We start from the raw sequence: 23,307 nt of genomic DNA, 5'->3' as shown, positions 1-23,307 counted from the left end.
GCGGCGGGTAAGAACGAGCGGGAGCCGGCCAGGCTCAGGCCCGGCCTGCCGCGATCCGGCGGCGTCTCATGAACGCCGCCGGATCGCGTCCCGCTGTTTGCCCCGGCCCGCTTATTTGGCCCGCTTACCTGGCGCCGCTGGCGCTGGCCGTCTTGCTGGCCTTGGCCGGGCTGCCCGCCGCGGCGCTGGCTTCCAATTCCTTCTGCAAGTCGTGGGAGCGCTTGATCAGGTACTGGCGTATGCCTTCCACCTGGTCGAGGCTGAGGGTGCCGGCGAAGGGCGGCATGCCCTTGGTGGCGCGCAGGCCGCCGAGGACGATGGACTGGAACTGGGCATGCTTTTCGTCATCCAGGTAGCGCAGGTCGGGGATGACGCCGCCGCTGACGGCGTTGAGGCCGTGGCAGCTGCCGCAGAAGCCGTTGAACAGGCCGCGGCTGTGGGCGAGGGCGGCTTCGTCGGTGAGGGTGAGCTGCTGCAGCCTGGGCAGGGCCTGGGGCTGGTTCTGCGGCGCGGGCAGCTTGGCCTTGCCGTTGAGCTTGTAGGTGAGCACCCGCGCTTCCGGCCGCACCTTGGCGCGCTGCGACAGCGGGCCGAGGATGAGCGGGAAGGTGCCGCCCCAGCCGGCCATGAAGGTGACGTATTGCTCGCCATCCACCTCGTAGGTCACCGGTCCGGCCATGACGCCGGTGTTGGCTGGCGATTCCCACAGCAGCTTGCCGCTGTCCGCCGCGTAGGCGGTGACGCGGCCGTCCGCCGTGCCCTGGAATACCAGGTTGCCGCCGGTGGAGAGGGTGCCGCCGTTGTAGATGGTGCGGTATTCCTGGCTCCAGGCGGCTTTCTGCTTCACCGGGTCCCAGGCCAGCAGGCGGCCCTTGAAGCTGGCGGCGATGTCCTTCACCACCTTGGGATCTTCCGGCAGGTCGGGCACGTCGATGCCGAGATTCACCACCGACTTGTGGGCGATCCGCTCCGGCGTGCCGGTGGCGGAGAGCAGGTTGGCGGTTTCCTGCATCGGGATGTAGACCAGGCCGGTGGCCGGGTTGAAGGACATCGGCTGCCAGTTGTGGGCGCCGATGAAGGCGGGCATCACCAGCTTGGGTTCGTCCAGGTAGTTGGCGGCCTTGTCGTCGAACACCGGGCGGCCGGTGGCGAGGTCGATGTGGCTGGCCCAGTTCACCGGGGCGAACTTCTCCGCCGACAGCAGCTTGCCGGTGGCCCGGTCGAGCACGTAGAAGAAGCCGTTCTTGGGCGCCTGCATCAGCACCTTGCGTTTCTCGCCGGCGATGTCGAGGTCGGCGAGGATGATGTGCTGGGTGGCGGTGAAGTCCCACATGTCGCCCGGCGTCACCTGGTAGTGCCAGACGTAGTCGCCGTTGTCCGGCCGCAGGGCGACGATGGAGGAGACGAACAGGTTGTCGCCCTTGCCCTGGCTGCGCAGCTTGCGGTTCCACCAGGAGGCGTTGCCGGTGCCGATGTAGAGCAGGTCCAGCTCCGGGTCGTAGGCCATGGAGTCCCACACGGTGCCGCCGCCGCCCTGCTTCCAGTATTCGTCGCCGCTCCAGGTGGCGCGGGCCATTTCCATGGCCTTGTTCTCCGCCGGCTCGGCCGGGTTGCCAGGCACGGTGTAGAAGCGCCAGGCGAGCTTGCCGCTGTCGGCGTCGTAAGCGGAGATGTAGCCGCGCACGCCGAACTCGGCGCCGCCGTTGCCGATCAGCACCTTGCCTTTGACGATGCGCGGCGCGCCGGTGATGGTGTAGCTGCGGTCGTGGTCGATGACGGTGTCCGTCTCCCACAGTTTGCGGCCGCTGGCGGCGTCCAGCGCGATCAGGCGGCCGTCGTAGGCGCCGACATAGACCTTGCCCTGCCACACGGCAACGCCGCGGTTCACCACGTCACAGCAGCCTTCGGACAGGCGCAGGCCGGGCACCTCCGGGTCGAACTTCCACAGCTGTTTGCCGCTGCGGGCGTCCAGCGCATAGACGATGCTCTTGGCGCCGGTGGTGTACATCACCCCATCGACGACGATGGGCGTGGCTTCCACGCCGCGGTCCACGTCCAGCTTGTAGGTCCAGGCCAGGCCGAGCTTGGCCACGTTCTTCTCGTTGATGCGCTTCAACGGCGAGTAGCGCTGCTCGCCGTAGGTGCGGCCGTGGCTCATCCAGTTGCCGGGCTCGCGGTCGGCGGCCACCAGGCGGTTGAAGTCCACCGCCGCCGGCGCTGCGGGCGCCGCCTGGGCGAGGGTGGGGAAGGAGAGGGCGCAGGACAGCGCGAGCAGCGCCGGCGCGAAGCGTTGATGCCGGAAATGCGATATGGATAGGGCGTTGCCGTTCTTGTTGGCGGGCATGGTGTCTCCTCCGAGCGAGCGGATGTGAGGCCCGCCCCGTGCATTGCGGGGCGGGTCCGGTACTGCGGTTGTGGTGAAGCGGGAAAAGGAATCAGTAGGCGATGCAGACCGACTTGAGTTCGGTGTAGGCCTCGATCACCGCGCGGCCGTGCTCACGGCCCAAGCCGGAGCTCTTCACGCCGCCGAAGGGCAGGTTGGGATCGACCAGGTTGTGGCTGTTCACCCACACCGAGCCCGCCTGCAGGCGCGGGATGAGGCGATGCACCGCCGTCAGGTCGTTGCTCCAGATGCTGGCGCCCAGGCCGTACTCGCTGTCGTTGGCGGCGGCCACCACTTCTTCCAGCTCGTCGAAGGGCATGGCGACCAGCACCGGGCCGAACACCTCTTCCCGCACCAGCGTCAGCGGCTTGCAGGCGCGGTTGGCGAACACCGTGGGCTGCACGAACCAGCCGGCGCCCTCCAGCGCGGCGCCACCGGCGATCAGCTCGGCGCCTTCTGCCTTGCCGGTTTCGATCAGGCTGGTGACGCGGGCATGGTGGCGGGCGGATACCAGCGGCCCCATTTCGGTGGCCGGGTCCAGGCCGGCGCCCAGCTTCATCTGCTTGGCGACCGTGCCCACGCCGTCCACCACCTGGTCGTAGATCCTGCGATGCACATAGAGGCGGGAGCCGGCGGTGCATACCTGGCCGTGGTTGAAGAAGATGGCGCCGGCGGCGCCGGCCACCGCCTTGGCGGGGTCGCAGTCCGGCAGCACGATCACCGGGCTCTTGCCGCCCAGCTCCAGGCTCACATGACGCAGGTCGCCGCCACACTGGCGGCCGATGATGCGGCCGACTTCGGTGGAACCGGTGAAGGCGATCTTGGCCACGTCCGGATGCGCCACCAGCGCCGCGCCGGCCGCCTCGCCCAGGCCGGTGACCACGTTCAGCGCGCCGGCGGGGAAGCCGGCCTGCAGCGCCAGTTCGCCCAGGCGCAGCGCGGTCAGCGGCGTTTCCTCGGCCGGCTTCAGCACCACCGTGCAGCCGGCGGCCAGCGCCGGTGCGATCTTCCACACCGCCATCAGCAGCGGGAAATTCCACGGCACGATGGCGCCCACCACGCCCAGCGGCTCGCGCCGGGTGGAAGCGCTGTAGCGCACGCCCGGCGGGAAGCCGATGGAGACATCCACCGTGCTGCCTTCGATCTTGGTCGCCCAGCCCGCCATGTAGCGCAGCCACTGGGCGCTGGCGCCCACTTCCAGCGCGCGGGAGAAGGCGATGAGCTTGCCGTTGTTCAGCGTCTCCAGCCGCGCCAGGTCCTCGCCGTTCTGCTCGATCAGGTCGGCCAGCTTCAGCAGCAGCGCCTCGCGCGCCGCCGGCAGCATGTGGCGCCAGGCGTCGCTCTCGAAGCAGCGTTTGGCCGAGGCCACCGCGCGATCCACCTCCGGCTTGCCGCCGGCCGGCACCTCGGCAATGCACTCGCCGTTGGCCGGGTCGTACACCGGGAAAGTCGCACCGTTGTCCGCCGCCTGCCATTCACCGGCAATCAGCATGCGGTTGCGTATCGTCGGCCGCTCGCTCGAATTGCTCATCCTCGTCTCCTCGTCTGGTCTTTTAGTGGGATGTTGCCGGCCCAGTGTGCGCCGCTGGAGGGCGGGCCGCTTGGCATGGGGTGCAAGAGGGCTTGGCGGTGGGTGCAAAAACAGATGGCGCAGGTGGCCGGGTCCTTGCCCTTTGCGCTTCACCAGATTGGGGATGTGGCGGCTTGAGCACCGGATGAGCATTCACCAGCACCGCCCGCCGGGGCGGAGGGACGAAGAGAGGGTTCCGCAGGGTTGGCGCCAGAAGGATGAGGTATGGCTGGATTCTCCCTAGGGCCGGCATCGTCGAAAGAGCTGACGGCTGTCCACCCCGATCTCGTCAAAGTGGTGAGGCGTGCGTTGGAGTTGAGTGCCCAGGAAGCTCCCCGGTCACGCCTCTTTTCCGTGCGCACACTGCTGGCTTGATTCCATTCCTTTTCATGAAATAGGCGAAATGGAAATAGCGCGGCACAGAAAGCGCTATTGCAGCGCGGAATTCGTAAACCCACTTCGTATGCATTGAATTGCCTGGCGCTTGCGCCGCAATGGGTCCAAAAAAGTGCGCAGATGCACCAATGGCGCGCCTTTGCACCGGGCTTGTGCTGCTAAAGAAAAACTGAATCCGACGCCCGCGCTTCTGAATTGCCGCTCAATTTCCCATTCCCTAGAGTGGATTCGTACCCCGAAGGCCATGCCCGGAAAGAGTGCTGGAGTTGCTTGCTGAAAACCTGATTCGTGCCGGATTCGACCCGCTGCGAATAGGCATAAGGCGGCAAACGAAAAGGCGCCGATAGAACCGGGCGGCAATAAGAATTCGGGGACGTTCCGTTCCAACGGCAGAGCCTTATTCATGCGGAGGAAATCGCATTGACCGAATTTGCCCAATATCTCATTTCGGGTCTGGTCGTCGGCTGTATATACGGCCTGATCGCCACCGGCTTCACCGCCGTTTATAACGCCACCCATATCGTCAATTTCGCCCAGGGCGAATCTTCCATGCTGGCGGCGTTGTGCGCGGCCAGCCTGGTCGTCGCCGGGGCGCCGCTGTTGCTGGCGATCGCGGTGGCGGTGGTAGTGGTCGGGGTGGTGAACATCCTGGTGGAGCGGCTTGCCATACGCCGCAGCGGCACCGACGTGACGCGCGGCATCATCATCACCATAGGCGTCGGCATCGTGCTGCAGGGGCTGGCGGCGCTGGCGTGGGGTACGGACGCGCAGCCGCTGCCGGCTTTCTCCGGGCCGGGTTCCATCTCCGCCTACGGCGTGGTGGTGCCGCGGCAGGCGCTGTGGGTGGTCGGCACCACCGCGGTGGTGATGGCGCTGCTCTACGTCTTCCTCACCCGGACCTTCCTCGGCAAGGCCTTCCGCGCCTGTGCGATGAATGGCCAGGCGGCGGCGCTGATGGGCATCCCCACCGGGCTGATGCGCGGCATCGGCTTCCTGCTCTCCGGCACGGTGGGCGCGGTGGCGGGGGTGATCATCGCGCCCATCGCGCTGATGCAGTACGACAGCGGCGTCGCCCTCGGCATCAAGGGCTTCGTCGCCTGCATCATCGGCGGCTTCGGCAATCCGATAGGCGCGGCGCTGGGCGGGCTGCTGCTGGGGGCGACCGAGACGCTGGCGGCCGGCTACATCAGCTCCGGCTTCAAGAACGCCATCGCCTTCGTGCTGCTGCTGCTCTTCCTGCTGGTACGGCCGGGCGGCCTGCTGGGCGAATTCGGAGCGGCGAAGCGATGAGCAGACACGCGATGAACAAGCCGGCGCTGAACCGCTTCCTCGTCCTCGCTGCCGTGTTGGGGCTGGCGGCCTTCTCCAACAACCCTTACGTCATCAACCTGCTGGTGGTGTGCGGCCTGTATGCGCTGCCGGCGATCGGGCTGTCGTTGCTGATGGGCTACACCGGCCAGATTTCGCTGGGGCAGAGCGCCTTCGTTGGCGTTGGCGCCTACGGTTCGGTGCTGCTCGCCCAGCATCTGCAGCTGGACCCCTGGTACAGCTTGGCGCTGGCCACCGCGCTGTCGGCCTTCACCGCCTGGAGCCTGGGCTGGCTGGTGTTCCGGCTGAAGGGCCACCACCTGGCGATGGCGACGCTGGCGATCGCGCTCATCCTGCACACCGTGCTGGTGGAGTGGCGCTCGGTGACCGGCGGGCCGGACGGCATCAGCGCCATCGACCCCATCTCCATCGCCGGCCATGCGCTGCTGGACGACCTCCACTTCCTGCCGCTGGCCTGGCTGGTGTGCTACGCCGGCCTCTGCCTGGCCGACTACCTGGTGCGCTCGCCCTTCGGCCTGGCGATGCGCACGGTGAGCGAGAACGAGGCGGTGGCCCGCTCGCTGGGCATAGACGCCGCCCAGGTGAAGCGCAAGGTGATGGCCCTGAGCGGCGCCTACGCCGGCCTTGGCGGCGCGCTCTATGCGCACTGGATCGGCTACATCAGCCCGGAGCCGTTCAGCGTCGCCTTCTCGATCAAGCTGCTGCTCATCGTCGCCCTTGGTGGCGTGTCCGGGGTGTGGAACGTGCTGTTCGGCGTCTTCATCGTGGTCATCGTCAGCGAGTGGCTGAAGCCGCTGGGCCGGCTGGACGTGGTGATCTACGGCCTGCTGCTGATCGTGGTGATGATCTATTGCCGCGAGGGCGCGGTGGCCGCGCTCGCCGGCCTGTACCGCAAGCTGCCGCAGCGGCTGCGCCCCGGCGCCCGCGCCAGCCTCAAGCTGCAGGGGAGGACTTCCGCATGAACATGACATCGACAATGCTCAAGGTGGAAGGCGTCTCGGTGCGCTTCGGCGGCCTGCAGGCGCTGTCCGAGGTCGGTTTCGACATCCGCCAGGGCGAGATCCTCGGCCTGATCGGCCCCAACGGCGCCGGCAAATCCACGCTGCTCAACGTCATCTCCGGCTTTGTCCGGCCGGATCGCGGCAGCGTGCATTTCGACGGCGAACTGCTCACCGGCCGCCCGCCGGAGTTCGTCAATCGCGCCGGCCTGGTGCGCACCTTCCAGGCCGCCGAGGTGCTGGCCGGGATGACGGTGGTGGAGAACGTGATGGCCGCCGGCGTGGCCCGCCTGGGCGAGGGCGTGGCCGGCGGGCTGGCGCGTTTCGTGCGCGCCGGCCAGTCGATGGCGGCGCTCTACCGCATGGCTTGCGACAAGCTGGAACTGGTCGGGCTGGCGGCGCTGGCCGACCAGCCGGCGCAGATGCTCACCGCCGGCCAGCAGCGCCTGCTGGCGGCGGCGCGGGCGCTGGGCACCGAGGCGCGGCTGCTGATCCTGGACGAGCCGGCCGCCGGCCTCACCAACGACGAGAAGATGATGCTCGCCGCCGCCATCCGCCGCATCCGCACGGCCGGCGTCACCGTGATGTTCGTCGAGCACGACCTCGCCTTCGTCAGCAGCCTGGCCGAACGCCTGGTGGTGCTGGACCACGGCACGGTGATCGCCAAGGGCGAGACCCGCGCGGTGAGCCGCGATCCGCAGGTGCTGGCGGCCTACCTGGGCGAGACCGACCTGGTGGTGGCGCGCGGCCGTGCCGGCGCGGCCGCCAGCGCGGCGCCGCTGCTGAAGCTGGAGCGGGTGGCGGTGCGCTACGGCGCGCTGCATGCGCTCGGCGGCATAGACCTGGAAGTGCGCGCCGGCGAAATCGTGACGCTGATAGGCGCCAACGGCGCCGGCAAGTCCTCCACGCTGAAAGCCATCTCCGGCCTGTGCAAGCTCGCCGGCGGCGCCATCGTGTTCGATGGCAAGCCGCTGCACGGCCTCGCCGCCGAGCGCCGCATCGCCGCCGGCATCGCGCTGGCGCCGGAAGGCCGCCAGCTGTTCCCGATGCTGACGGTGCGCGACAACCTCATGATCGGCCGCTTCTCCCACATCCGCGCCGCCGGCTTCGGCAACCTGTTCCGGCCGGGCGCGGCGGCGGCGCGCGAGGTGGAGGCGGCGATGCGGGAGGTGCTGGACTTCTTCCCCCGCCTGGCCGAGCGCATCGACCAGCAGGCCGGCACCCTGTCCGGCGGCGAGGGCCAGATGGTCGCCATCGGCCGTGCGCTGATGAGCCGGCCCAAGCTGCTGATGCTGGACGAACCCTCCTTCGGCCTGGCGCCGCGCGTCACCCGCGAAATCCTGGAGCTGCTGCCGCGGCTGGCCGAGCGCGGCATCGCGGTGCTGCTGGTGGAGCAGAACGCGCATGCAGCGCTGCAGGTGGCCGACCGCGGCTATGTGCTGGCCAACGGCGCCATCGTCGCCCACGGCAGTGGCGAGGAACTGCTGCAGTCCTCCCACGTCGGCGAGGCTTACCTCGGCTGGCAGCATGAGGACGAAACGGCGGAGGTGGCGGCATGAGCGCCGAGGGATTCACTGCCGGCCCGGTTGCCAATTCGGGTGGCAACTCCGGTGCCACCTCGGTTGCCACCACTCCGGCCGCCGACCGCAGCGCGCTGGAACGCCTGCTGGCGGTGGAGCCGGTGCTCGCCGGCCTGCGCCGTGGCGACGAGCTGATGGACTGGCCCGCCCGCACCCTGCTGCACGCCGGCCCGGCTTTCCGCGGCGCGCCGGCACTGCCGGTGGCGCATTCGGCGGCGCAGGCGGCGCTGTTCGAAGGCTGGGTGGAAACGCTGGAAGAGGGCCTGGCCGCCATCGCCGCCGGCGACATCCGCCTGCGGCCGGCGCAGGACCACGGCTGCGTCACTCCGCTGGCGGCGGTGATTTCGCCCAGCCAGTGGTTGCAGGTGGTGCGTGATGCCAATGGCCTGGGCGGGCCCTGCCATGCGCCGTTGAACGGCGGCGTGCAGCATGCGCCGCGGCTGGGCATGGCGGCGCCGGAGGCGCTGGCGCTGCTGCGCTGGCAGAACGGCGCCTTCGCCGCCGGCCTCGCGCCCGGCTACGGCGCCGGCATCAAGCTGCTGGAGATCGCCGATCTCGCGCTGGAGGCCGGCGACGACTGCCACGGCCAGACCCAGGCTGGCAGCCGCGAGCTGGCCGCCCGCCTGCGGGCCGCCGGCGCGGTGGTGGATGGCGAGGGCGAGGCCTTCCTCGCCGCCTCGCCCGGCTTCTTCCTCAGCACCTGGATGGCGGCGGCGCGCTGCATGCTGAGCGCCGCCGAGGGCGTGGCCGGTAGTGCGCTGGTGACGGCGATAGGCGGCAACGGCATCGACTTCGGCCTGCGCCTGGCCGGCGCGCCTCAGGCCTGGACCACCACTACCGCCACCCCGCCCATCGGCCGTCTGCAGGAAGGCTGGCCGGCGGAAGCCTGCCTGCCCGCCATCGGCGACAGCGCGGTGGTGGATGCGCTCGGCCTGGGCGCGCTGTGCATGCATCACTCGCCGGCGCAGACCGCCAACCTCGCCGGGTTCATGCGCATGCCCTCGGCGGCGCTGGGCGAGGCCCTGCTGGGCGGCCTGCATCCGCGGCTGACGCGGCGCGCGGTGCGCGTCGGCCTGTCTGCCCGCCGGGTGGCGGAGAGCGGCCTCGCGCTGCCGGTCGCCCTCGGCATCCTCGATTCGAATGGCATTGCCGGCCGCGTCGGCGGCGGCATCTGGCATGCCCCCCCAGAGTTGTTCAAAACAGCCTTGACCACCCTTCCCTGACGGGACCCAACAGAAGAGGAAATCATGATCGATTGGAAGAAATCGCTGGCTACGCTCGTCCTCTGTGCAGCAGGAGCGGGCGCCGCAATCGCGCAGGAGCCGATCAAGCTCGGCGGCCTGCTGGAAACCTCCGGCTTCATCGCCTCCCTCGGCCAGCCGGCGCTGGAAGGCGCCCAGCTGGCGGTGGAGCAGGTGAATGCCGCCGGCGGCATCAACGGCCGCAAGGTGGAGCTGGTGAACCTCAACACCGAGAGCGACAACACCAAGACGGTGTCGGCGCTGCGCCGCCTGATCTCGCAGGAGAAGGTGGTGGGCATCGTCGGCCCCAGCAGCAGCGGCTCCAACTTCGCCATCGTCGACGCGGTGGAGCGCGCCAAGGTGCCGATGATAGGCATAGGCGCCACCCGCGGCATCGTGCTGCCGCCGGAGCAGCGCCGCTACAGCTTCCTCGCGCCGCTGACCGACGTGGTGGTGGAAACGGTGATGCTGGAGGACATGCGCGCCCGCGGCATCACCAGGATCGCCATGCTGCACTCCGACGTCGCCTTCGGCACCAGCGCCCGCGACACCCTACTGCAGCTGGCGCCCAAGCACGGCATCACCGTGGTCAGCACCGAGGTGTTCGGCAACGCGGATACCGACATGACGCCGCAGCTCACCAAGATCCGCGGCACCGAGGCCCAGGCGGTGGTCATCTGGGCCACCGGGCCGGGGCTGGCCATTTCCACCAAGAACTACCGCGCGCTTGGCCTCAAGCAGCCGCTCTACCTCACCCACGCCGCCAACGACTTCAACTACCTGCGCCTGGCCGGCGAGGCCGCCAACGGCGCGCTGCTGCCCTCGTCCAAGATCTACGTCACCGCCGAACTGCCGGCCGGCGATGCGCAGAAGCCGGTGCTGGAGCAGTTCGTGAAGGCCTACGAGGCCAAGTACGGCAAGCAGCCGGCCACCTTCGCCGGCAATGGCTACGACGCCGCCATGCTGCTGATGAACGCGGTGCGCAAGGCCGGCGACCAGCCGAGCGCGGTGCGCGACGCGCTGGAGCAGGTGAGCAACTACGTCGGCGTCACCGCGGTGTATGCCTACGGCCCGGAAGACCACTTCGGCACCAAGCCGGAGAGCGTGCAGATGCTGGTGGTGGACAACGGCAAGTTCAAGCTCGCCGCCAAGGCGGCGAACTGAGCCGGCGCTGCCCACGGAACGCAGCATGAACGCGAACCCCTTCCGCTTCGAACCGGTGCCAGCCCCGGCCGATGGCGACGGCGCCGCCCCGGCGGCCACGCCGCGCGAGCAGCTGAAGACCCGGCTGGCCGCCGCCTTCCGCCTGCTCCACCAGCTCGGCATGAGCCTGGGCGTGGCCGGCCACCTTTCGGCGCGCGACCCGGAACACGAGGACCGCTTCTGGGTGAACCCCTTCGGCATCGGCTACGGCGAGATGCGTGCCAGCCTGCTGTCGCTGGTGACGCTGGAGGGCGTGGTGCTGGAAGGTGGGCCGATCAACGCCGCAGCCTTCGCCATCCACGCCGCGGTGCATCGCGCCCGGCCGGACGTGGCCTGCGTCGCCCACGGCCACCCGGAGCACGCTACCGCCTGGTGCGCGCTGGGCCGGCCGCTGGACCCGATCAACCAGGACGTGTGCGCCCTCTACGGCGACCACGCGGTGTTCGAGGAAGACTGCGGCCTGGTGCTGGGGCTGGACGAGGGCGCCCGCATCGCCGCCGCGCTGGGCGGGCAGAAAGCGCTGCTGCTGCGCAACCACGGCCCGCTCAGTGTCGGCCGCAGCGTGGAGGAGGCGCTGTGGTGGTTCGTGCTCATCGAACGCTCCGCCCGCATCCAGCTGCTGGCCGAAGCCGCCGGCCGCGTCCATGCGCTGCCGCCGGAACAGGCGCGCGGCATCGCCCGCGGCATCGGCACGCCGGCCTTCGGCGCCTTCCAGGGCCGGCCGCTGCTGCGGCAGGTGCTGCGCAGCCAGCCCGAGGTGGCCAGCTAGCCAGCCCTTCGGCGAGACGCGCCAACCCTATCGATTCCCTCCGCATTCCCGCCGGGCGGCAAGGCCGGCGGCCGCGGACCGCAAGGAGAAACAGAGCAGATGGACAAGAAGACCATACTCATCAAACCCTACTCGGCCTACGAGCGGCAGCCGGCGCCGCCGGAAAACGCCGAACTCACCCATGTGGAGAAGGGCAGCCCGCTGGGCGAATACCTGCGCCGCTTCTGGCAGCCGGTGGCGCTGTCGGCGGAGCTGGGCGAACTGCCGAAGGCGGTGCGCATGTTCGGCGAAGACCTGGTGCTGTTCCGCACCAAGTCCGGCACCCCCGGCCTGCTGGAGAAGCACTGCAGCCACCGCGGCACCTCGCTGGAATTCGGCATCTGCGAGGACGAGGGGCTGCGCTGCTGCTACCACGGCTGGCTGTTCGGCGTGGATGGCCGCATCCTCGAAACCCCGGGTGATCCGCCGGAATCCCGCCTGCGCCACAGCGTCTGCCACGGCGCCTACCCGGTGATCGAATACCGCGGCCTCATCTTCGGCTACTTCGGCCCGGCGGAGCACAAGCCGGAATTCCCGCTCTACGACACCTACGAGCTCAGCGACGACCGCCTCGTCCCCTACTGCGTTACCTACCCGTGCAACTGGCTGCAGGTGCACGAGAACGTGATGGACCCGGCGCATGCGGTGTTCCTGCACACCCGCATCAGCTTCACCCACTTCGCAGAAGCATGGGGCGAGCTGCCGGAGATGGACTTCGTGCCCACGCCCACCGGCATGATCTACGTCACCGCGCGGCGCTGGAAAGACAAGGTGTGGGTGCGCTCCAACGACATCATCCTGCCCAACCTCGCCCAGGTCGGCCACATCTGGGAAGACGGCCAGACCGACAAGGCCTTCAACCGGGTGGCGATCACGCGCTGGACCACGCCGATCGACAACCACACCTGCCGCATCATCGGCTGGCGCCATTTCCACCCGGACATGGACCCGCGCGGCATCGCCGACGAATCCCGCTGCGGCGTCGAATCCATTGACTTCTTCGGCCAGGACGGCGAGCGCGACTACGAAGACCGCCAGCGCATGCCGGGCGACTTCGACGCTCAGGTCACCCAGCGTTCCATCGCCATCCACGAGCTGGAGAACCTCACCCGCTGCGACCGCGGCATCGCCATGCTGCGCCAGCTCATCAAGCGCGAAACGCGCAAGGTCGCCCAGGGCGAAGCGCCATCGTTGTCGCCGCTGCGCAGTAACGCGCTGACGCCGACCTACTGCCACGACACCGTGGTGTCCATCCCCGAGTCCGCGGGCGACGACAAGGCGCTGGTGCGTGAAATCGGCAAGGCCATCACCGACATCGTGGTGCGCGGCGACTACCAGGAAGCGGACGACCGCGCCCGCCAAATCCGCCAGCGCATCCGCGAGCTCGCCGCGCGGCACGGCGCCGAAGCGACCGAGGCAACCGAGGCCGCCAAGTAGGCGTGCCGCGCCTCCCGACCCCACGCAGTACACACAGAGACAGACAAGAAAAGGACGCCACAACGATGAGCAATCCCGTGCATCCCGGCAAAGTCGCCTGGACCGGCGACAACCCCGGCATCTACCTCAAGAACGACCCGGACGGCGACTGGGCCAGCCTCGCCACCTATTTCAAGATCAACTATTCGCCGTTCGGCATGGGCAAGGGTGTGCTGCTGCTGGAAAAGCCGCAGATGGCCGCCAGCCTGCCGGAAGCCTGCAACGTCTGCCTCACCGACAACGAGCCGCTGGCGCGCTACCTGATGGCGGAATTCTTCTCCCGCTTCAATTCCTTCCGCGTTTCCGCCGGCACGCCGGCGGTGAGCTACCTGCCGCTGCTGGAAGCGCGCTCGGTGGGCGACACCCGGCGCAAGTACCAGGAAATCCTCCGCGCCGACGGTGTGGAAGTGGTGCTCACCTGGGACGCGCTCGGCGAGCCCTACGCGGTGGACATGCCGGCGGAGAAGGGGCCGACGCAGAAGCACGAGATGTACAGCCTGTTCATCGACGCCGCCGACGCCAGCATCCAGATCAACGGCCGCCGGCTGCCCGGTCAGGTCAGCACGCGCAACTTCGACGGCGGCAAGAAAAGCTCCGCCTTCCTCGCCTTCTCGGAGTCATGGATGGAAATGCCGGCCGGGTGAACGCCGTTACCGGGGTCCGGCGACGGCCTCAGTCCGCCTGCATCGGCAGCTCATCCACGATGGCCGACAGGCACTCGACGATGGCTGCCGCCACCCGCGGGTAGTGGTAGCGGTAGGAGTAGGCGACCACGATGGAAGGCTGGCGCACCATGGCCTGGAAGGGCCGCGACACCACCCGGCCCAGGCCGGGAACCATGTAGGGCGGACAGAAGTTGAGCAGCGAGAAGCCATGCCCGGCCGCCACCAGCCCTAGCAGCATGCTGAAGGAATGCACCGTCTCGGTGATGCGCGGCAGCACGCCGTGGGAGCTGAAGGCGGTCAGCATGTACTCGCGGGTGCGCGGCAGGTCCAGCAGGATGAAGGGCTCGGTGGTGAGATCGGCCGGCGACAGGCTGGCGTTGGCCGCCAGCGCATGGCTGGCCGGCAGCACCGCCTGCAGCGGCGCGTCGCGCAGCGTCACCGACTGGATGCCGGAGGGAATCTCGAAGTCGTACAGCACCGCCAGATCCAGCGTGCCGGTGCGCAGGGATTCGATCAGGTACTCATGGTGGCCTTCCGCCCAGGTCAGCCGGGCGCGCGGCAGCTTGCCCTTCACCTCGCGCAGCAGCGCCGGAATCACCAGCGGGGCGAAGGTGGTCAGGCAGCCCACCCGCACCTGGCCACTCAGCGCGTGGCGGTCCAGCGCGCCGACGGAGGCCATCTCGCGTGCGTTCTGCAGGATGCCGCGGCACTGCACCGCGAAGGCGCTGCCTTCCTCGGTGAGGATCACGCCGCGGGCATGGCGGCGGCGGAACAGCGCCACGCCCAGCGTCGCCTCCAGGTGGGCGATGGCGGCGGACACCGCCGGCGCCGACACATGCAGCGCGGCCGCCGCCTGCTGCACCGACTGGTATTGCGCGGCGGCGAGGAAATAGGAGAGCTGCCGCAGGGAGAAATCAGGCGCGCGCAGCGCGTTGTCGCCGCTGCGGGTGTTGAGGTCCTGAACATTGGATGTCACGGCGGCTCCGGGTCGGGGTGTTCTGCGGATGTTCCGCAGGGTGTTCTGAACAGGCGCCAATTCCGCGAAGGGCAATTGAGTGCGCTGATATTCCGCGTTGCGCGGACGGCTTCTGTGGCCGCCAATCAAGTTACAGACGGAGTGCCGTTTTGACAATCGGTATTGGCCAGGGTGAGAGGACGATTTCCCGCATCAGCCGCCTGGGCGTGAATCGGGTGGAATTGGAAGTGGGCCAGGTCGGCGAATTGCTGGCGGTGGATGGCCGGCCGCATTGGCCGCTATTGGGCCGGGTATTGCGCAATGGGCCGGAAAGCGACTGGACGCCGGGTCAATTGATCGCCTGCAATATCGACCGCCAGATCCGCCGCGGTGAAATCATCGATGTGGACGCCCGCCGGGTATTGGCGGTGCCGGCCGGGATGGATGAAGGATGGGCGCTGCAGATGCCCCTGCGCTGGCCGCTGCTGCATGCAGCGCTGTGCGGCGGATTGCGCCTGCAAGCCGGTGAAAGCCTGCTGGTGCACCAGGGCGACGGCGAGCTGGGCCTGAGCGCCATCCGCCTCGCCGTGTCGCTGGATTGCAGCGTGATGGCGGTATGCGCCGACCGCGCCGGCATTGCCCTTGCGCTGGCCGCCGGCGCCGCCGAAACCGCGCGCTACGACGACGATTGGCCCACGCTGCTGCGTGAACACGGCGCGGTGGACGCGGTGCTGGATTTCGACAGCGGCGCCAGCCTCGAGGCGTCGCTGCCCTGCGCGAAACGCGGCGCCCGGCTGGGCGCGCTGGATCTCTCCGCAACCCGCCCGCCAATTGCAATGGCATGGCCGGCGTTCTGGCAGCGGCAGGCCAGCCTGGTGAGCCTGGATTGGTCGCCATTGCGGCAATGGCATATCGCCGAATGCGCCAAAGCGCATTTCCTGCGAATTGATGAAATGGGGCAAGGAACATGGAAATAGAAAAAATGAAAAGCAGCGAATGCTGGATGGAAAAAACGGAATTGAATGACTCAATTGCTGAAATGGCATTGCCGGCGCAATTGGATGAAAAAGGAAAAGACATGCTGGTACGCCATTCCGACTCCGCGCCACTCACCGCGGTCGCCATCCGGCGTGGCCTGCAATCCGGTGAATTGAGCATCGAAGCGGTGCTCGCGCATTTCCTGCATCGCATCGAGGAACACGAGGGCGCGGTGCAGGCGTGGCGGGAATTCGATCCGGCGCTGGCGCGCGCCACCGCGCTGCGGCAGTGGCAGGCGCATCCACGGGGCCTGCTGGGCGGCGTGCCGCTGGCGGTGAAGGACATCATCGCTACCCGGGATTACCCCACCCGCTACGGCTCGGAGCTCTACCGCGAGGGCGTGCGCGGCGGCGATGCCGACTGCGTGGCGCGGCTGCGTGCCGCCGGCGCGGCGGTGTTCGGCAAGACGGTGACCACCGAGTTCGCCTACTTCTCGCCCGGCCCCACCGCCAATCCGCATGATCCGCGCCGCACGCCCGGTGGTTCGTCCAGCGGTTCGGCGGCGGCGGTGGCGGCCGGCATGGTGCCGCTGGCCCTGGGCTCGCAGACCGCCGGCTCGCTGATCCGGCCGGCGGCCTACTGCGGCGTGTTCGCGCTCAAGCCCGGCTTCGGCCTCCACTCGCTGGCCGGCATCAAGCCGATGGCGCCCTCGCTGGACACCCTGGGCTGGCTGGCCAACGACGCCGACGACCTGGAGCTGATGCGCGCCGCGCTGCTGGGCATCGCCTACGAACCGCTGCCGCGGCTGGACACCGGTGGGCTGCGCCTGGGCGTGTGCCGTAGCCACGAATGGACGCAGATGGAGCCGGCGGGCGCCGCCGCCTTCGAGGCCGCGGTGAGCCGCATCGCCGCCGCAGCGATGGTGAGCGAGCGCCCGCTGCCGGATGAGCTGGCCGGCCTGTCGGCGGCGCAGAAAACGGTGCAGGCCTATGAGGCGGCACGGTCTTTCGCTACTGACTGGGAGCAGGGACGAGCGCGGATGAGCTCCAGCCTGCGCGCCCTGATCGAAGCCGGCCAGGCCTGCGCCGAGGTGGATTACCGCGCCGCGCTCAACCTCGGCCGCTGCGGTGCCGCCGCCTTCGAGGGCATCGCCGAGGATGTGGATGCGCTGCTGGTGCCGGCAGCGCCGGGCGAAGCGCCGCTGGGACTGGCGGCCACCGGCGACCCGGTGTTCAGCCGGGTGTGGACCCTGCTCGGCCTGCCCTGCGTGAACGTGCCAGGCCAGCGTGGGCCGCAAGGCATGCCGCTGGGCATGCAGCTGGTCGGCCGACAGGGCAGCGAGCGCCGGCTGCTGGCCATCGCCCGCCATCTGCAGCCGCTGCTGGCGGAACTGGCTTGAGGGGAGAGGAGATGGATTCCGTGATGGAACTGAAGGTCATCGAAGTGGCCCGCATCGCCGAGGACGTCATGAGGGTACGGCTGGCGCGGGCGGATGGCAGCGCCTGCGCCGCCTTCATCCCCGGCGCTCATCTGCGGCTGGAAATTCCGCCGCCGGGCGGGCAGGGCGAGGCGCTGTATCGCCGCTACTCGCTGACCGGCGACGGCGAGCCCGCGGCCTGCTACGAGATCGCGGTGCTGCGGGTGGAGGGCGGCGCTGGCTCCGGCTGGATACACCAGCTGGTGCCGGGCGACCGGCTGCGCGCCACGGTGGACAACGCCTTTCCGCTGCAGCCGGCGGCGGGTGGCCATCTGCTGATCGCCGGCGGTATCGGCATCACGCCCATGCTGGGCATGGCGCGGCGGCTGCGGCGCGAGGGGCGGCCCTTCGAACTGCACTACGGCGGCAGCCATCCGCGGCGCATGGCCTTCCGCGACGAAGTGGCGGCGCTGGGCGGCCGGCTCTACCACCGCGAGGCCGGCTCGCTGCGGCCGGCGCTGGCGGACATCCTGGCGCGGCCGCAGCCGGGGCGCGCGGTTTACGTGTGCGGCCCGGCGGCGCTGATCGGCGCGGTGGTGGCGCAGGCGGCACGCGCCGGCTGGCCGCAGGGCAGCGTGCATTTCGAACTGTTCGACGGCAGCCTGGCGCAGGCGGGCGACACCGCCTTCGAGGTGGAAGTGCGCAGCAGCGGCCGGCGCATTCCGGTGCGCGCCGACCAGAGCCTGCTGGGCGCGCTGCTGGAGGCCGGCGTGGAGCCGCTGCACGACTGCAAGCGCGGCGAGTGCGGCATGTGCCTGGTCGGCGTGCTGCAGGGCGAGCCGGACCATCGCGACCACTACCTGTCGGCGGTGGAAGCCGGGCGCAACGACAGCCTGTGCGTCTGCGTGTCGCGCTCGCGCAGTGCGCTGCTGGTGCTGGATCTGTAGAGGGACGAGGGAGGGCGGTGCGGGGAGAGTGCGCCGCTGGCCAGGGCATGGGGCCTGTGATTTCGCCTCGGGCGCTCCTCAGGTGGGAGGGTTCCGCGCTGCCCCTTCGAGGCGCTTGGCGCTGGTTTCCGCTTTTGGGCTGGAGAGGTGCCCCTTCTTCATTGACGCGGCAATTTAAACCCCGATAACCGTTCGGGCTGAGCCCTTGGGCAGGCTCAGGACAGGCTGGTCGAAGCCCGCCCCCTGCAAGGCCCTTCGACAGGCCCGCCTTGAGTGAAGGCCAGGGGGCCAGGGCAAGCGGCCCCTCCTTACCGGATCAATGGGCGCGGCACGGGCTGGCCGGACCTGCTCTCCGGATTGCCCTTCGACTCCGCCCAGGACGAGCGGCGTCACCCGCTTTATTGGAGGCGAGGCTCGCGTTCAGCCCGCGGCCAGATACGCCGCCTTTACCACATCCGCGCCGTATTTCCGCTCCAGCCGGCGCAGCGTGAAGTGGCCCTCGCTCATGGCCTGGAAGTGCTGCATGAAGAGCAGGTTCACCGTTGCCCCGGCGGCGGCGCCCAGGCCGGGGATGAGCATGCTGGCGGCCTTCTGGGTGAGCTGGATCTTGTAGCGGGTGGCCACCATGGTGAGCAGCCGCACCAGCGCCGGCGCACCCTGCTGGCCGAGGCCATTGGCGGCGACGTGGCGTGTGGCTTCGCCGATGGCGGTGGCCAGCGCGGCGCGCACCGCGTAGTAGCCGGATTCGGCGGCATCGTCGGCGCTGCCCGGGCCGCCGAGGGCGAACACCTCCAGCGCGGCGAGGCGGGTTTCCGGGCTGGCGATATCCTCGCCGTGGGCGCGGGCGATGTCGAGGATGGCGCGCATGATGAGCACGGTGGACACCGGAATCTCCACCGTCAGCCCCGGCAGGCCGAAGGCGCCGCCGCCGGCGCCGCTGAGGGAGCCGAGCACCTTGTGCAGCCGCGGGCTGGCCTCCTTCTGCTCCTTCCCCAGCGTGCCGGCGGCGGTGCTCATCGCCCGGCTCAGCGCCTCATGGGCGACGCCGCCCAGCTTCTCCCGCCAACTGGCCGGCAGTTTGGCCATGCCTTTTTCGAGTGGACTGCCAAGGTGATTGCTGAGCCGCACCGCCAGCCCGGGGTTTTCCAGCTTGCGGCGGGCGGCGGCGAGGGTTTGGAGATCGGCGGCGGTGAGGGCGGGCATGGCTGGCTGAATGGCTGCCTGAGCGAGTCGGAATGCCGCTTGGAGCGCCGCGGGCGGGCTTCGGTTCGTGCCGGCGGCCTGTCTATCCGTTCAGCGAGCTCAATTGAGGATGGCTAGCTGTGAAGGTTAAACAGCTTGTTTCGACAGAGCCAGGACGTTTGGTGCGCATGTGTGTTTCCATCTCCGTGAGCCCCTTGGGGAACATCACGGCGCCTTCACCAGGAACCAGGTGACATCCCGCCCCTGAACCTGGGGCAGGGGGGCGTCATGCAGGAAAGCATGCGGGCCGACGGGAATGTCCTCGCAGTGCCAGAGGCCTGGATAGGGGCAGGGCTGTCCGCTCACTGCGCGTAGGCCGGGTGGCGGCTGTTCGGCCCATTGCCATTGCACCGGCAACTTGTCGACTAGCGGGAGCGGCTCGCCTTCAGCGACGCGGCAGCGCACTTTCGATTCACCCACCTGCAGCCACAGACCTGCGCGCGGCGCAGGGTAAGTACTTGGGGCGACCGTGTTGGCGTTCCGCTCTACCTCTATCGGCTCGCGCTGATCGACGTCCCACTGCCACCAGGTGTGGCCATGCGTTTTTTCCGTACTGAAGGCGGGCAGTGTTTCGCCCTCCTCGAAGCGTTGCCGGGCGCCGTACTTTGCCGAGGTGAGCCACCATCCGGTGCGCGGGCACGGCTCACCCCCGAGGGCATGCGTGGCCTGTGGCGCCGCGCGTGGAGCATCAGGGATGAGCCCGCGCTGCTCGGGCGTGGGCCAGTCGCCATCGTCGTCGAAACGCGCCAGCCAGCGCTGGCTGTCGGCCAGGGTGAAGCGTTCGTTGGGGTCTCCGTCCCACTGGCCAAAGCCGAGCAAGTCCAGCTTGGGGTGGCGCAGCGGGCGCAGGAGACGGTTCAGTAATGCTGGCAGTTCCGGTACGCCGTTCTCGACCGGATAAAGTTCGGGTTGGGGGCCCAGTTCTATCCACTGCCCGCAGTTGAGCTCATCGACCCGGATCCGCGGGTCCAGAAGAGCCTGCCGGACAGCTTCGCGCCCTAATGACAGCTTCTCGCGCCAGAGATCGGACAGGAAGAAGCCCCAGGTGGGAGGGCGCAGGCCTGAGGGTAGGTTTGGAGCGAGGTGAATCCCGTATGGATAGTCCGTATCCAATCCGTAGAAATGAGGCGTGAGTGCTCTATCCCATACGGTAACCTCAGAGCGGGTACCAAATTCCAGTGGGTTGGCCATGGCGAAGCCGCTATATACCTGCTCGGGCCTAAGGCGTTCGATGGTGTCCAGCACGAAGAGCCGCCAGGCCTCCTTGTTGTCCATCCACCACTGCCAGCGGTAGTGGAGTTGGATATAGGAGTAGCAGCCTTTCGCATATGTCAGATAGCTGTCTCGCCAGAAATAACCGGCAGTTGTGGGTGAGGAGCGGTAGTTTTTTTCGTCGGTGAAATTGAACGCAAAGGTCTTGTCCAATCGCGTCTTTCTCGCCCACTCCCGCAGATCGCCCAGCCGCTTGGAACCATAAGGGTGCGGTCGCTCAGAGTCCGGGTGAGTGGCCACTTTGTAGGGATAGTCCAGCAGGCGTTCGAAGGCCTCGTGCACTTCGATCATCGCCAGCGAGGTCTGCAAGTAGTGTTCGGGTTCGTAGGTGAAGTAGAAGGACAGAAACGGCATCACTGCCAGCTCATATTCTCCATTGTCATGGGCTACGCTGGGCCATTTCTTCAGGTCCTCCACCATACCGGCGACCTCTCCGTCGTGCATTTCCTTCTCGGTTGTGCTCATCGGTTTCTCCTTCCTCCTGAATGTCCGGCCTCTTTTTTGGGATCAGTTTCTGGCCGGTACCCGGTGCAATCTTCCGGGACCCTGAGCAACGCTACTTTTTGATTGTCCTGGCCCATGATTTTTGCATAATCACCCAGCTGCTTTGCCTTCACCCAATCCCCCGGGAATTTGATTTCCACCACTGCAAACACATTTGGCACATCAAAAGGCTGTTGCCGGTATTCCACGATCACCAGATCCGGCGCCAGGCAGCCCCGCGGACGCGGCCAGAACGGGAAGATGTCATTGGTACGCTTGGGCTTAGTCGAGGGCTCGCCGAGCAGCGCTTTGCCGTCCAAATAGTTCGGTTCGGCCTTCAATGGGTTCTTCCAGTCCAAGGCACTGTCGATGGCCTCGAAAACCAGCGAAGCGGTGGTCTGCTTGAGCGCCACCTCAATCGTCGTTTCTATGATTTCTCCCGGAATCCTCTTTTGTATCCGCCGCGGCACCTTGATCGGTGAGGCAAGCGACCAAGTGCAGGCAATGCTGATGGCTGGCCGGAAAGGGATTTTTCGCTCGATGTATTCCTTGTAGGTTGTGCCTTCAACGCCACGGCGTGAAACGGTGCTGCGCCCGCCGCTATCGACTTTCGCAAAGGTGGAGCTTTTCTCATGGATCTCCTTGGCGAAACTCTCGATAGTGCTTCGGAGAACGCGCTTGACCTCTTCCTGACGCTTTGCGATGTCCCTGGCCATTTCCACGGTCTCTTTCGCGGTCTGCGCTGCTTCATAAGCCTGGTGAGCCCTATAGGCGCGATATCCCCAGATGAGCACGGCGGCAACAGGAGCAGCAGGACCTGGCATCAGATGCCCTCCTGCGAACCATGGTCCGCAATGAATTCGTCATCAAATGGCGACGGAGCATCTCCGTGCGGTTTCTCTTCATCTATGCAGGCAAGCTGGGACACCCAATCCTCCGTAATCCGTTGATCGTCCCGCATGATGGTTTTGTAGGCCTGGATGCAGCGCGGCAAGTTGGTCTCGACACGCTCCGTCTCACCTTCCGCATTGGTCCAGCCTTCGATCAGCAGTTGGCCAGCGCTCATCAACTTGTAGCGGTAGCCCTGGAATGCGCGCTCATCGGTTTTACGCATGCGATAAGCCGCTTCGAATTCCCCACTGCCTGGAGCCTTGAACAAGGGCAGCGTTGAGCTCGCGCTCGATGCTCCGGCGAACTGGTGCTTCCCGGCCTTGACGATGAATTCACCCGGCATTCCCAGCTCAAGGTTACCGTCGGCCAGCTTCAGGTAAGCCCCGCCGCACAACAAGGTGATGTGCCGATTCGCAGCCATCAGCACATGCTGCTGACTGGCACTGATCTCCACGCTCTGGTCCGCCTCCACCCGGAGGCTGTTGTGCTGCGCCTGCAACAGCAACTCCCCCTGGTGCGCGATATGGCGCATGTCCCCCGCCTGGGCGAAGGTGCCCAGGCCGGTGCCGGCGTTGAGCACCATGCGTTCGCCCGCGGTGAGCTGCAGCTGTTGCCGGGCGGCGGCGTCCAGGGAGGCGTCCGCCGCCAGGGCGATGCTGCGCCCGCTGCCCAGCGCGATGCCGGCCGGGGCCGAGAGGGCGATCACCGGTTCCGTTCCGCCGCTGCCCCCGGCCTGGTCGTTGGCGCCCTGGCCCAGGTCGCGCACCGCCTCGGTGAGGGTCTGGCGGGGCTGGGCGTCGTGGGCGAGGCCCTGGTGGGCGCTGGCGTAGTCGCCCAGGCTGCGGGCGAGCTGCAGCGCCGCCTCCAGGGTGCTGACCAACTGCTCGCGGTCGAGCTGGCCGCCGCTGGCCTGGCGTTGGGCTTCGGTGGTCAGGAGCAGCCCCTTCGCGGCGCGCAGCGCGCCGTGCAGATCGGTGCGCAGCTCGAAGCCCTCGCCGCGCGGGGCGCCGCCGTCCGGGCGGGGGTGGGTGAGGTAGCCCAGGTGCAGGTGGCTGTCGCCGTGGTCGTTCATCAGCGCGGCGCTGATCTCGGCGGTGGTGTCGTCGATGCGCAGTTCGCTGGCGCGTGCGCCCTTGTGTTCCTTGCTCTTGAGGGTGCTGAGCACCTGGTGGCGGGGAAGTGCGTAGGGCGGGCGGTTGCCGACGCGGTAGGCGCGGCCGGTGATGAGGGGTTGGTCCGGGTCGCCGTCGAGGAAGCTGACGATGACTTCCTGGCCGATGCGCGGCAGGGTGAGCTGGCCCCAGCCGGCGCCGGCCCAGCCGTGGGTGGGGCGGATCCAGCAGCTGCTGTGTTCGTTGTTGTCGCCTTCGCGGTCCCAGGGGAACTGCACGCGCACGCGGCCGTATTCGTCCACATGGAACTCTTCGCCGGCGGGGCCGACGACGGTGGCGACCTGGGGACCGGGGATGAGGG

General features: G+C 68.2%; 18 protein-coding genes. 11 read left to right on the top strand and 7 right to left on the bottom strand.

Annotation, left to right across the window (positions count from 1 at the left end; all coding sequences use genetic code 11):
* Positions 1–124: 124 nt before the first annotated feature.
* Together GRF61_RS08505 and styD are read right to left on the bottom strand one after the other, a co-directional pair.
* Positions 125–2,344, bottom strand: a complete 2,220-nt coding sequence (locus GRF61_RS08505; RefSeq protein ID WP_169150236.1) for a PQQ-dependent dehydrogenase, methanol/ethanol family — start codon at positions 2,342–2,344, stop codon at positions 125–127.
* Positions 2,345–2,435: 91 nt separating this feature from the next.
* Positions 2,436–3,914 carry a phenylacetaldehyde dehydrogenase StyD gene (styD, locus tag GRF61_RS08500; protein ID WP_169150235.1) on the bottom strand — a complete coding sequence of 493 codons (1,479 nt, stop codon included), beginning with the start codon at positions 3,912–3,914 and terminating at the stop codon, positions 2,436–2,438.
* Positions 3,915–4,769: 855 nt separating this feature from the next.
* Between styD and GRF61_RS08495 the strand changes: the two genes are divergently transcribed.
* The 8 genes from GRF61_RS08495 (at position 4,770) to GRF61_RS08460 (ending at position 13,628) form a co-directional block, all read left to right on the top strand.
* Positions 4,770–5,639 carry a branched-chain amino acid ABC transporter permease gene (locus tag GRF61_RS08495; RefSeq protein ID WP_169150234.1) on the top strand — a complete coding sequence of 290 codons (870 nt, stop codon included), beginning with the start codon at positions 4,770–4,772 and terminating at the stop codon, positions 5,637–5,639.
* Complete coding sequence (locus GRF61_RS08490; protein ID WP_211165832.1) at positions 5,636–6,640, top strand: branched-chain amino acid ABC transporter permease; 1,005 nt, start codon at positions 5,636–5,638, stop codon at positions 6,638–6,640. Before GRF61_RS08495 ends, GRF61_RS08490 begins: the two co-directional genes overlap by 4 nt.
* On the top strand, positions 6,637–8,235 hold the full coding sequence (locus GRF61_RS25170) for an ATP-binding cassette domain-containing protein (RefSeq protein ID WP_169150233.1): 1,599 nt from the start codon (positions 6,637–6,639) through the stop codon (positions 8,233–8,235). Before GRF61_RS08490 ends, GRF61_RS25170 begins: the two co-directional genes overlap by 4 nt.
* Entirely contained in the window at positions 8,232–9,479 is a 1,248-nt protein-coding gene (locus GRF61_RS08480) for a DUF1116 domain-containing protein (RefSeq protein WP_169150232.1), read from the top strand. Before GRF61_RS25170 ends, GRF61_RS08480 begins: the two co-directional genes overlap by 4 nt.
* Before the next feature lie 24 nt (positions 9,480–9,503).
* Positions 9,504–10,661, top strand: coding sequence for an ABC transporter substrate-binding protein (locus GRF61_RS08475; protein ID WP_169150231.1), 1,158 nt, complete (start codon positions 9,504–9,506; stop codon positions 10,659–10,661).
* A gap of 25 nt (positions 10,662–10,686) precedes the next feature.
* The gene (locus GRF61_RS08470; protein ID WP_169150230.1) at positions 10,687–11,469 is read left to right on the top strand and encodes a class II aldolase/adducin family protein; all 783 of its coding nucleotides are present in this window, start codon (positions 10,687–10,689) and stop codon (positions 11,467–11,469) included.
* 99 nt (positions 11,470–11,568) lie between these two features.
* Positions 11,569–12,945 carry an aromatic ring-hydroxylating dioxygenase subunit alpha gene (locus tag GRF61_RS08465; RefSeq protein WP_169150229.1) on the top strand — a complete coding sequence of 459 codons (1,377 nt, stop codon included), beginning with the start codon at positions 11,569–11,571 and terminating at the stop codon, positions 12,943–12,945.
* A gap of 65 nt (positions 12,946–13,010) precedes the next feature.
* On the top strand, positions 13,011–13,628 hold the full coding sequence (locus GRF61_RS08460) for a hypothetical protein (RefSeq protein WP_169150228.1): 618 nt from the start codon (positions 13,011–13,013) through the stop codon (positions 13,626–13,628).
* 28 nt (positions 13,629–13,656) lie between these two features.
* Here the strand turns inward: GRF61_RS08460 and GRF61_RS08455 are convergent, their stop codons facing one another.
* On the bottom strand, positions 13,657–14,625 hold the full coding sequence (locus tag GRF61_RS08455; protein WP_211165831.1) for a LysR family transcriptional regulator: 969 nt from the start codon (positions 14,623–14,625) through the stop codon (positions 13,657–13,659).
* Between GRF61_RS08455 and GRF61_RS08450 the strand changes: the two genes are divergently transcribed.
* The 3 genes from GRF61_RS08450 to GRF61_RS08440 all read left to right on the top strand — a co-directional run bounded on the left by GRF61_RS08450 (position 14,619) and on the right by GRF61_RS08440 (position 17,946).
* Positions 14,619–15,581: a zinc-binding dehydrogenase gene (locus GRF61_RS08450; RefSeq protein WP_169150227.1), complete on the top strand. Its 963-nt coding sequence runs from the start codon at positions 14,619–14,621 to the stop codon at positions 15,579–15,581. The genes GRF61_RS08455 and GRF61_RS08450 overlap by 7 nt on opposite strands.
* A gap of 101 nt (positions 15,582–15,682) precedes the next feature.
* Positions 15,683–16,981, top strand: a complete 1,299-nt coding sequence (locus tag GRF61_RS08445; protein ID WP_169150226.1) for an amidase — start codon at positions 15,683–15,685, stop codon at positions 16,979–16,981.
* Between the two features lie 11 nt (positions 16,982–16,992).
* Positions 16,993–17,946 carry a PDR/VanB family oxidoreductase gene (locus tag GRF61_RS08440; RefSeq protein ID WP_211165830.1) on the top strand — a complete coding sequence of 318 codons (954 nt, stop codon included), beginning with the start codon at positions 16,993–16,995 and terminating at the stop codon, positions 17,944–17,946.
* A 420-nt stretch (positions 17,947–18,366) separates the two neighbouring features.
* Here the strand turns inward: GRF61_RS08440 and GRF61_RS08435 are convergent, their stop codons facing one another.
* From GRF61_RS08435 to tssI, 4 genes are all read right to left on the bottom strand, one after another.
* A complete protein-coding gene (locus GRF61_RS08435; RefSeq protein ID WP_169150225.1) occupies positions 18,367–19,149 on the bottom strand; it encodes an EcsC family protein in 783 nt (260 codons plus the stop codon).
* Between the two features lie 204 nt (positions 19,150–19,353).
* Positions 19,354–20,925: a type VI immunity family protein gene (locus GRF61_RS08430; protein WP_211165829.1), complete on the bottom strand. Its 1,572-nt coding sequence runs from the start codon at positions 20,923–20,925 to the stop codon at positions 19,354–19,356.
* Entirely contained in the window at positions 20,922–21,767 is an 846-nt protein-coding gene (locus GRF61_RS08425) for a VRR-NUC domain-containing protein (protein WP_169150224.1), read from the bottom strand. Before GRF61_RS08425 ends, GRF61_RS08430 begins: the two co-directional genes overlap by 4 nt.
* A partial coding sequence (gene tssI / locus GRF61_RS08420; protein ID WP_169150223.1) for a type VI secretion system Vgr family protein occupies positions 21,767–23,307 on the bottom strand: 1,541 nt, incomplete at its 5' end. The genes tssI and GRF61_RS08425, both read right to left, overlap by 1 nt.

It is taken from the genome of Azoarcus sp. TTM-91 (assembly GCF_012911025.1).
Classification (GTDB): Bacteria; Pseudomonadota; Gammaproteobacteria; order Burkholderiales; family Rhodocyclaceae; genus Azoarcus.
Note: the sequence above shows the minus strand (reverse complement) of the source record. Positions and strands in the feature narration are given on the sequence as shown.

Excerpts from the sequence above, each read along its gene's own strand:
- GRF61_RS08490 (WP_211165832.1), top strand. The coding sequence starts at position 5,636 with ATGAGCAGACACGCGATGAACAAGCCGGCGCTGAACCGCTTCCTCGTC.
- styD (WP_169150235.1), bottom strand. The coding sequence starts at position 3,914 with ATGAGCAATTCGAGCGAGCGGCCGACGATACGCAACCGCATGCTGATT.
- GRF61_RS08440 (WP_211165830.1), top strand. The coding sequence starts at position 16,993 with ATGGATTCCGTGATGGAACTGAAGGTCATCGAAGTGGCCCGCATCGCC.
- GRF61_RS25170 (WP_169150233.1), top strand. The coding sequence starts at position 6,637 with ATGAACATGACATCGACAATGCTCAAGGTGGAAGGCGTCTCGGTGCGC.
- GRF61_RS08505 (WP_169150236.1), bottom strand. The coding sequence starts at position 2,344 with ATGCCCGCCAACAAGAACGGCAACGCCCTATCCATATCGCATTTCCGG.
- GRF61_RS08445 (WP_169150226.1), top strand. The coding sequence starts at position 15,683 with ATGCTGGTACGCCATTCCGACTCCGCGCCACTCACCGCGGTCGCCATC.
- GRF61_RS08480 (WP_169150232.1), top strand. The coding sequence starts at position 8,232 with ATGAGCGCCGAGGGATTCACTGCCGGCCCGGTTGCCAATTCGGGTGGC.
- GRF61_RS08430 (WP_211165829.1), bottom strand. The coding sequence starts at position 20,925 with ATGAGCACAACCGAGAAGGAAATGCACGACGGAGAGGTCGCCGGTATG.
- GRF61_RS08435 (WP_169150225.1), bottom strand. The coding sequence starts at position 19,149 with ATGCCCGCCCTCACCGCCGCCGATCTCCAAACCCTCGCCGCCGCCCGC.
- GRF61_RS08475 (WP_169150231.1), top strand. The coding sequence starts at position 9,504 with ATGATCGATTGGAAGAAATCGCTGGCTACGCTCGTCCTCTGTGCAGCA.
- GRF61_RS08465 (WP_169150229.1), top strand. The coding sequence starts at position 11,569 with ATGGACAAGAAGACCATACTCATCAAACCCTACTCGGCCTACGAGCGG.
- GRF61_RS08450 (WP_169150227.1), top strand. The coding sequence starts at position 14,619 with ATGTCACGGCGGCTCCGGGTCGGGGTGTTCTGCGGATGTTCCGCAGGG.
- GRF61_RS08425 (WP_169150224.1), bottom strand. The coding sequence starts at position 21,767 with ATGCCAGGTCCTGCTGCTCCTGTTGCCGCCGTGCTCATCTGGGGATAT.
- GRF61_RS08460 (WP_169150228.1), top strand. The coding sequence starts at position 13,011 with ATGAGCAATCCCGTGCATCCCGGCAAAGTCGCCTGGACCGGCGACAAC.
- GRF61_RS08470 (WP_169150230.1), top strand. The coding sequence starts at position 10,687 with ATGAACGCGAACCCCTTCCGCTTCGAACCGGTGCCAGCCCCGGCCGAT.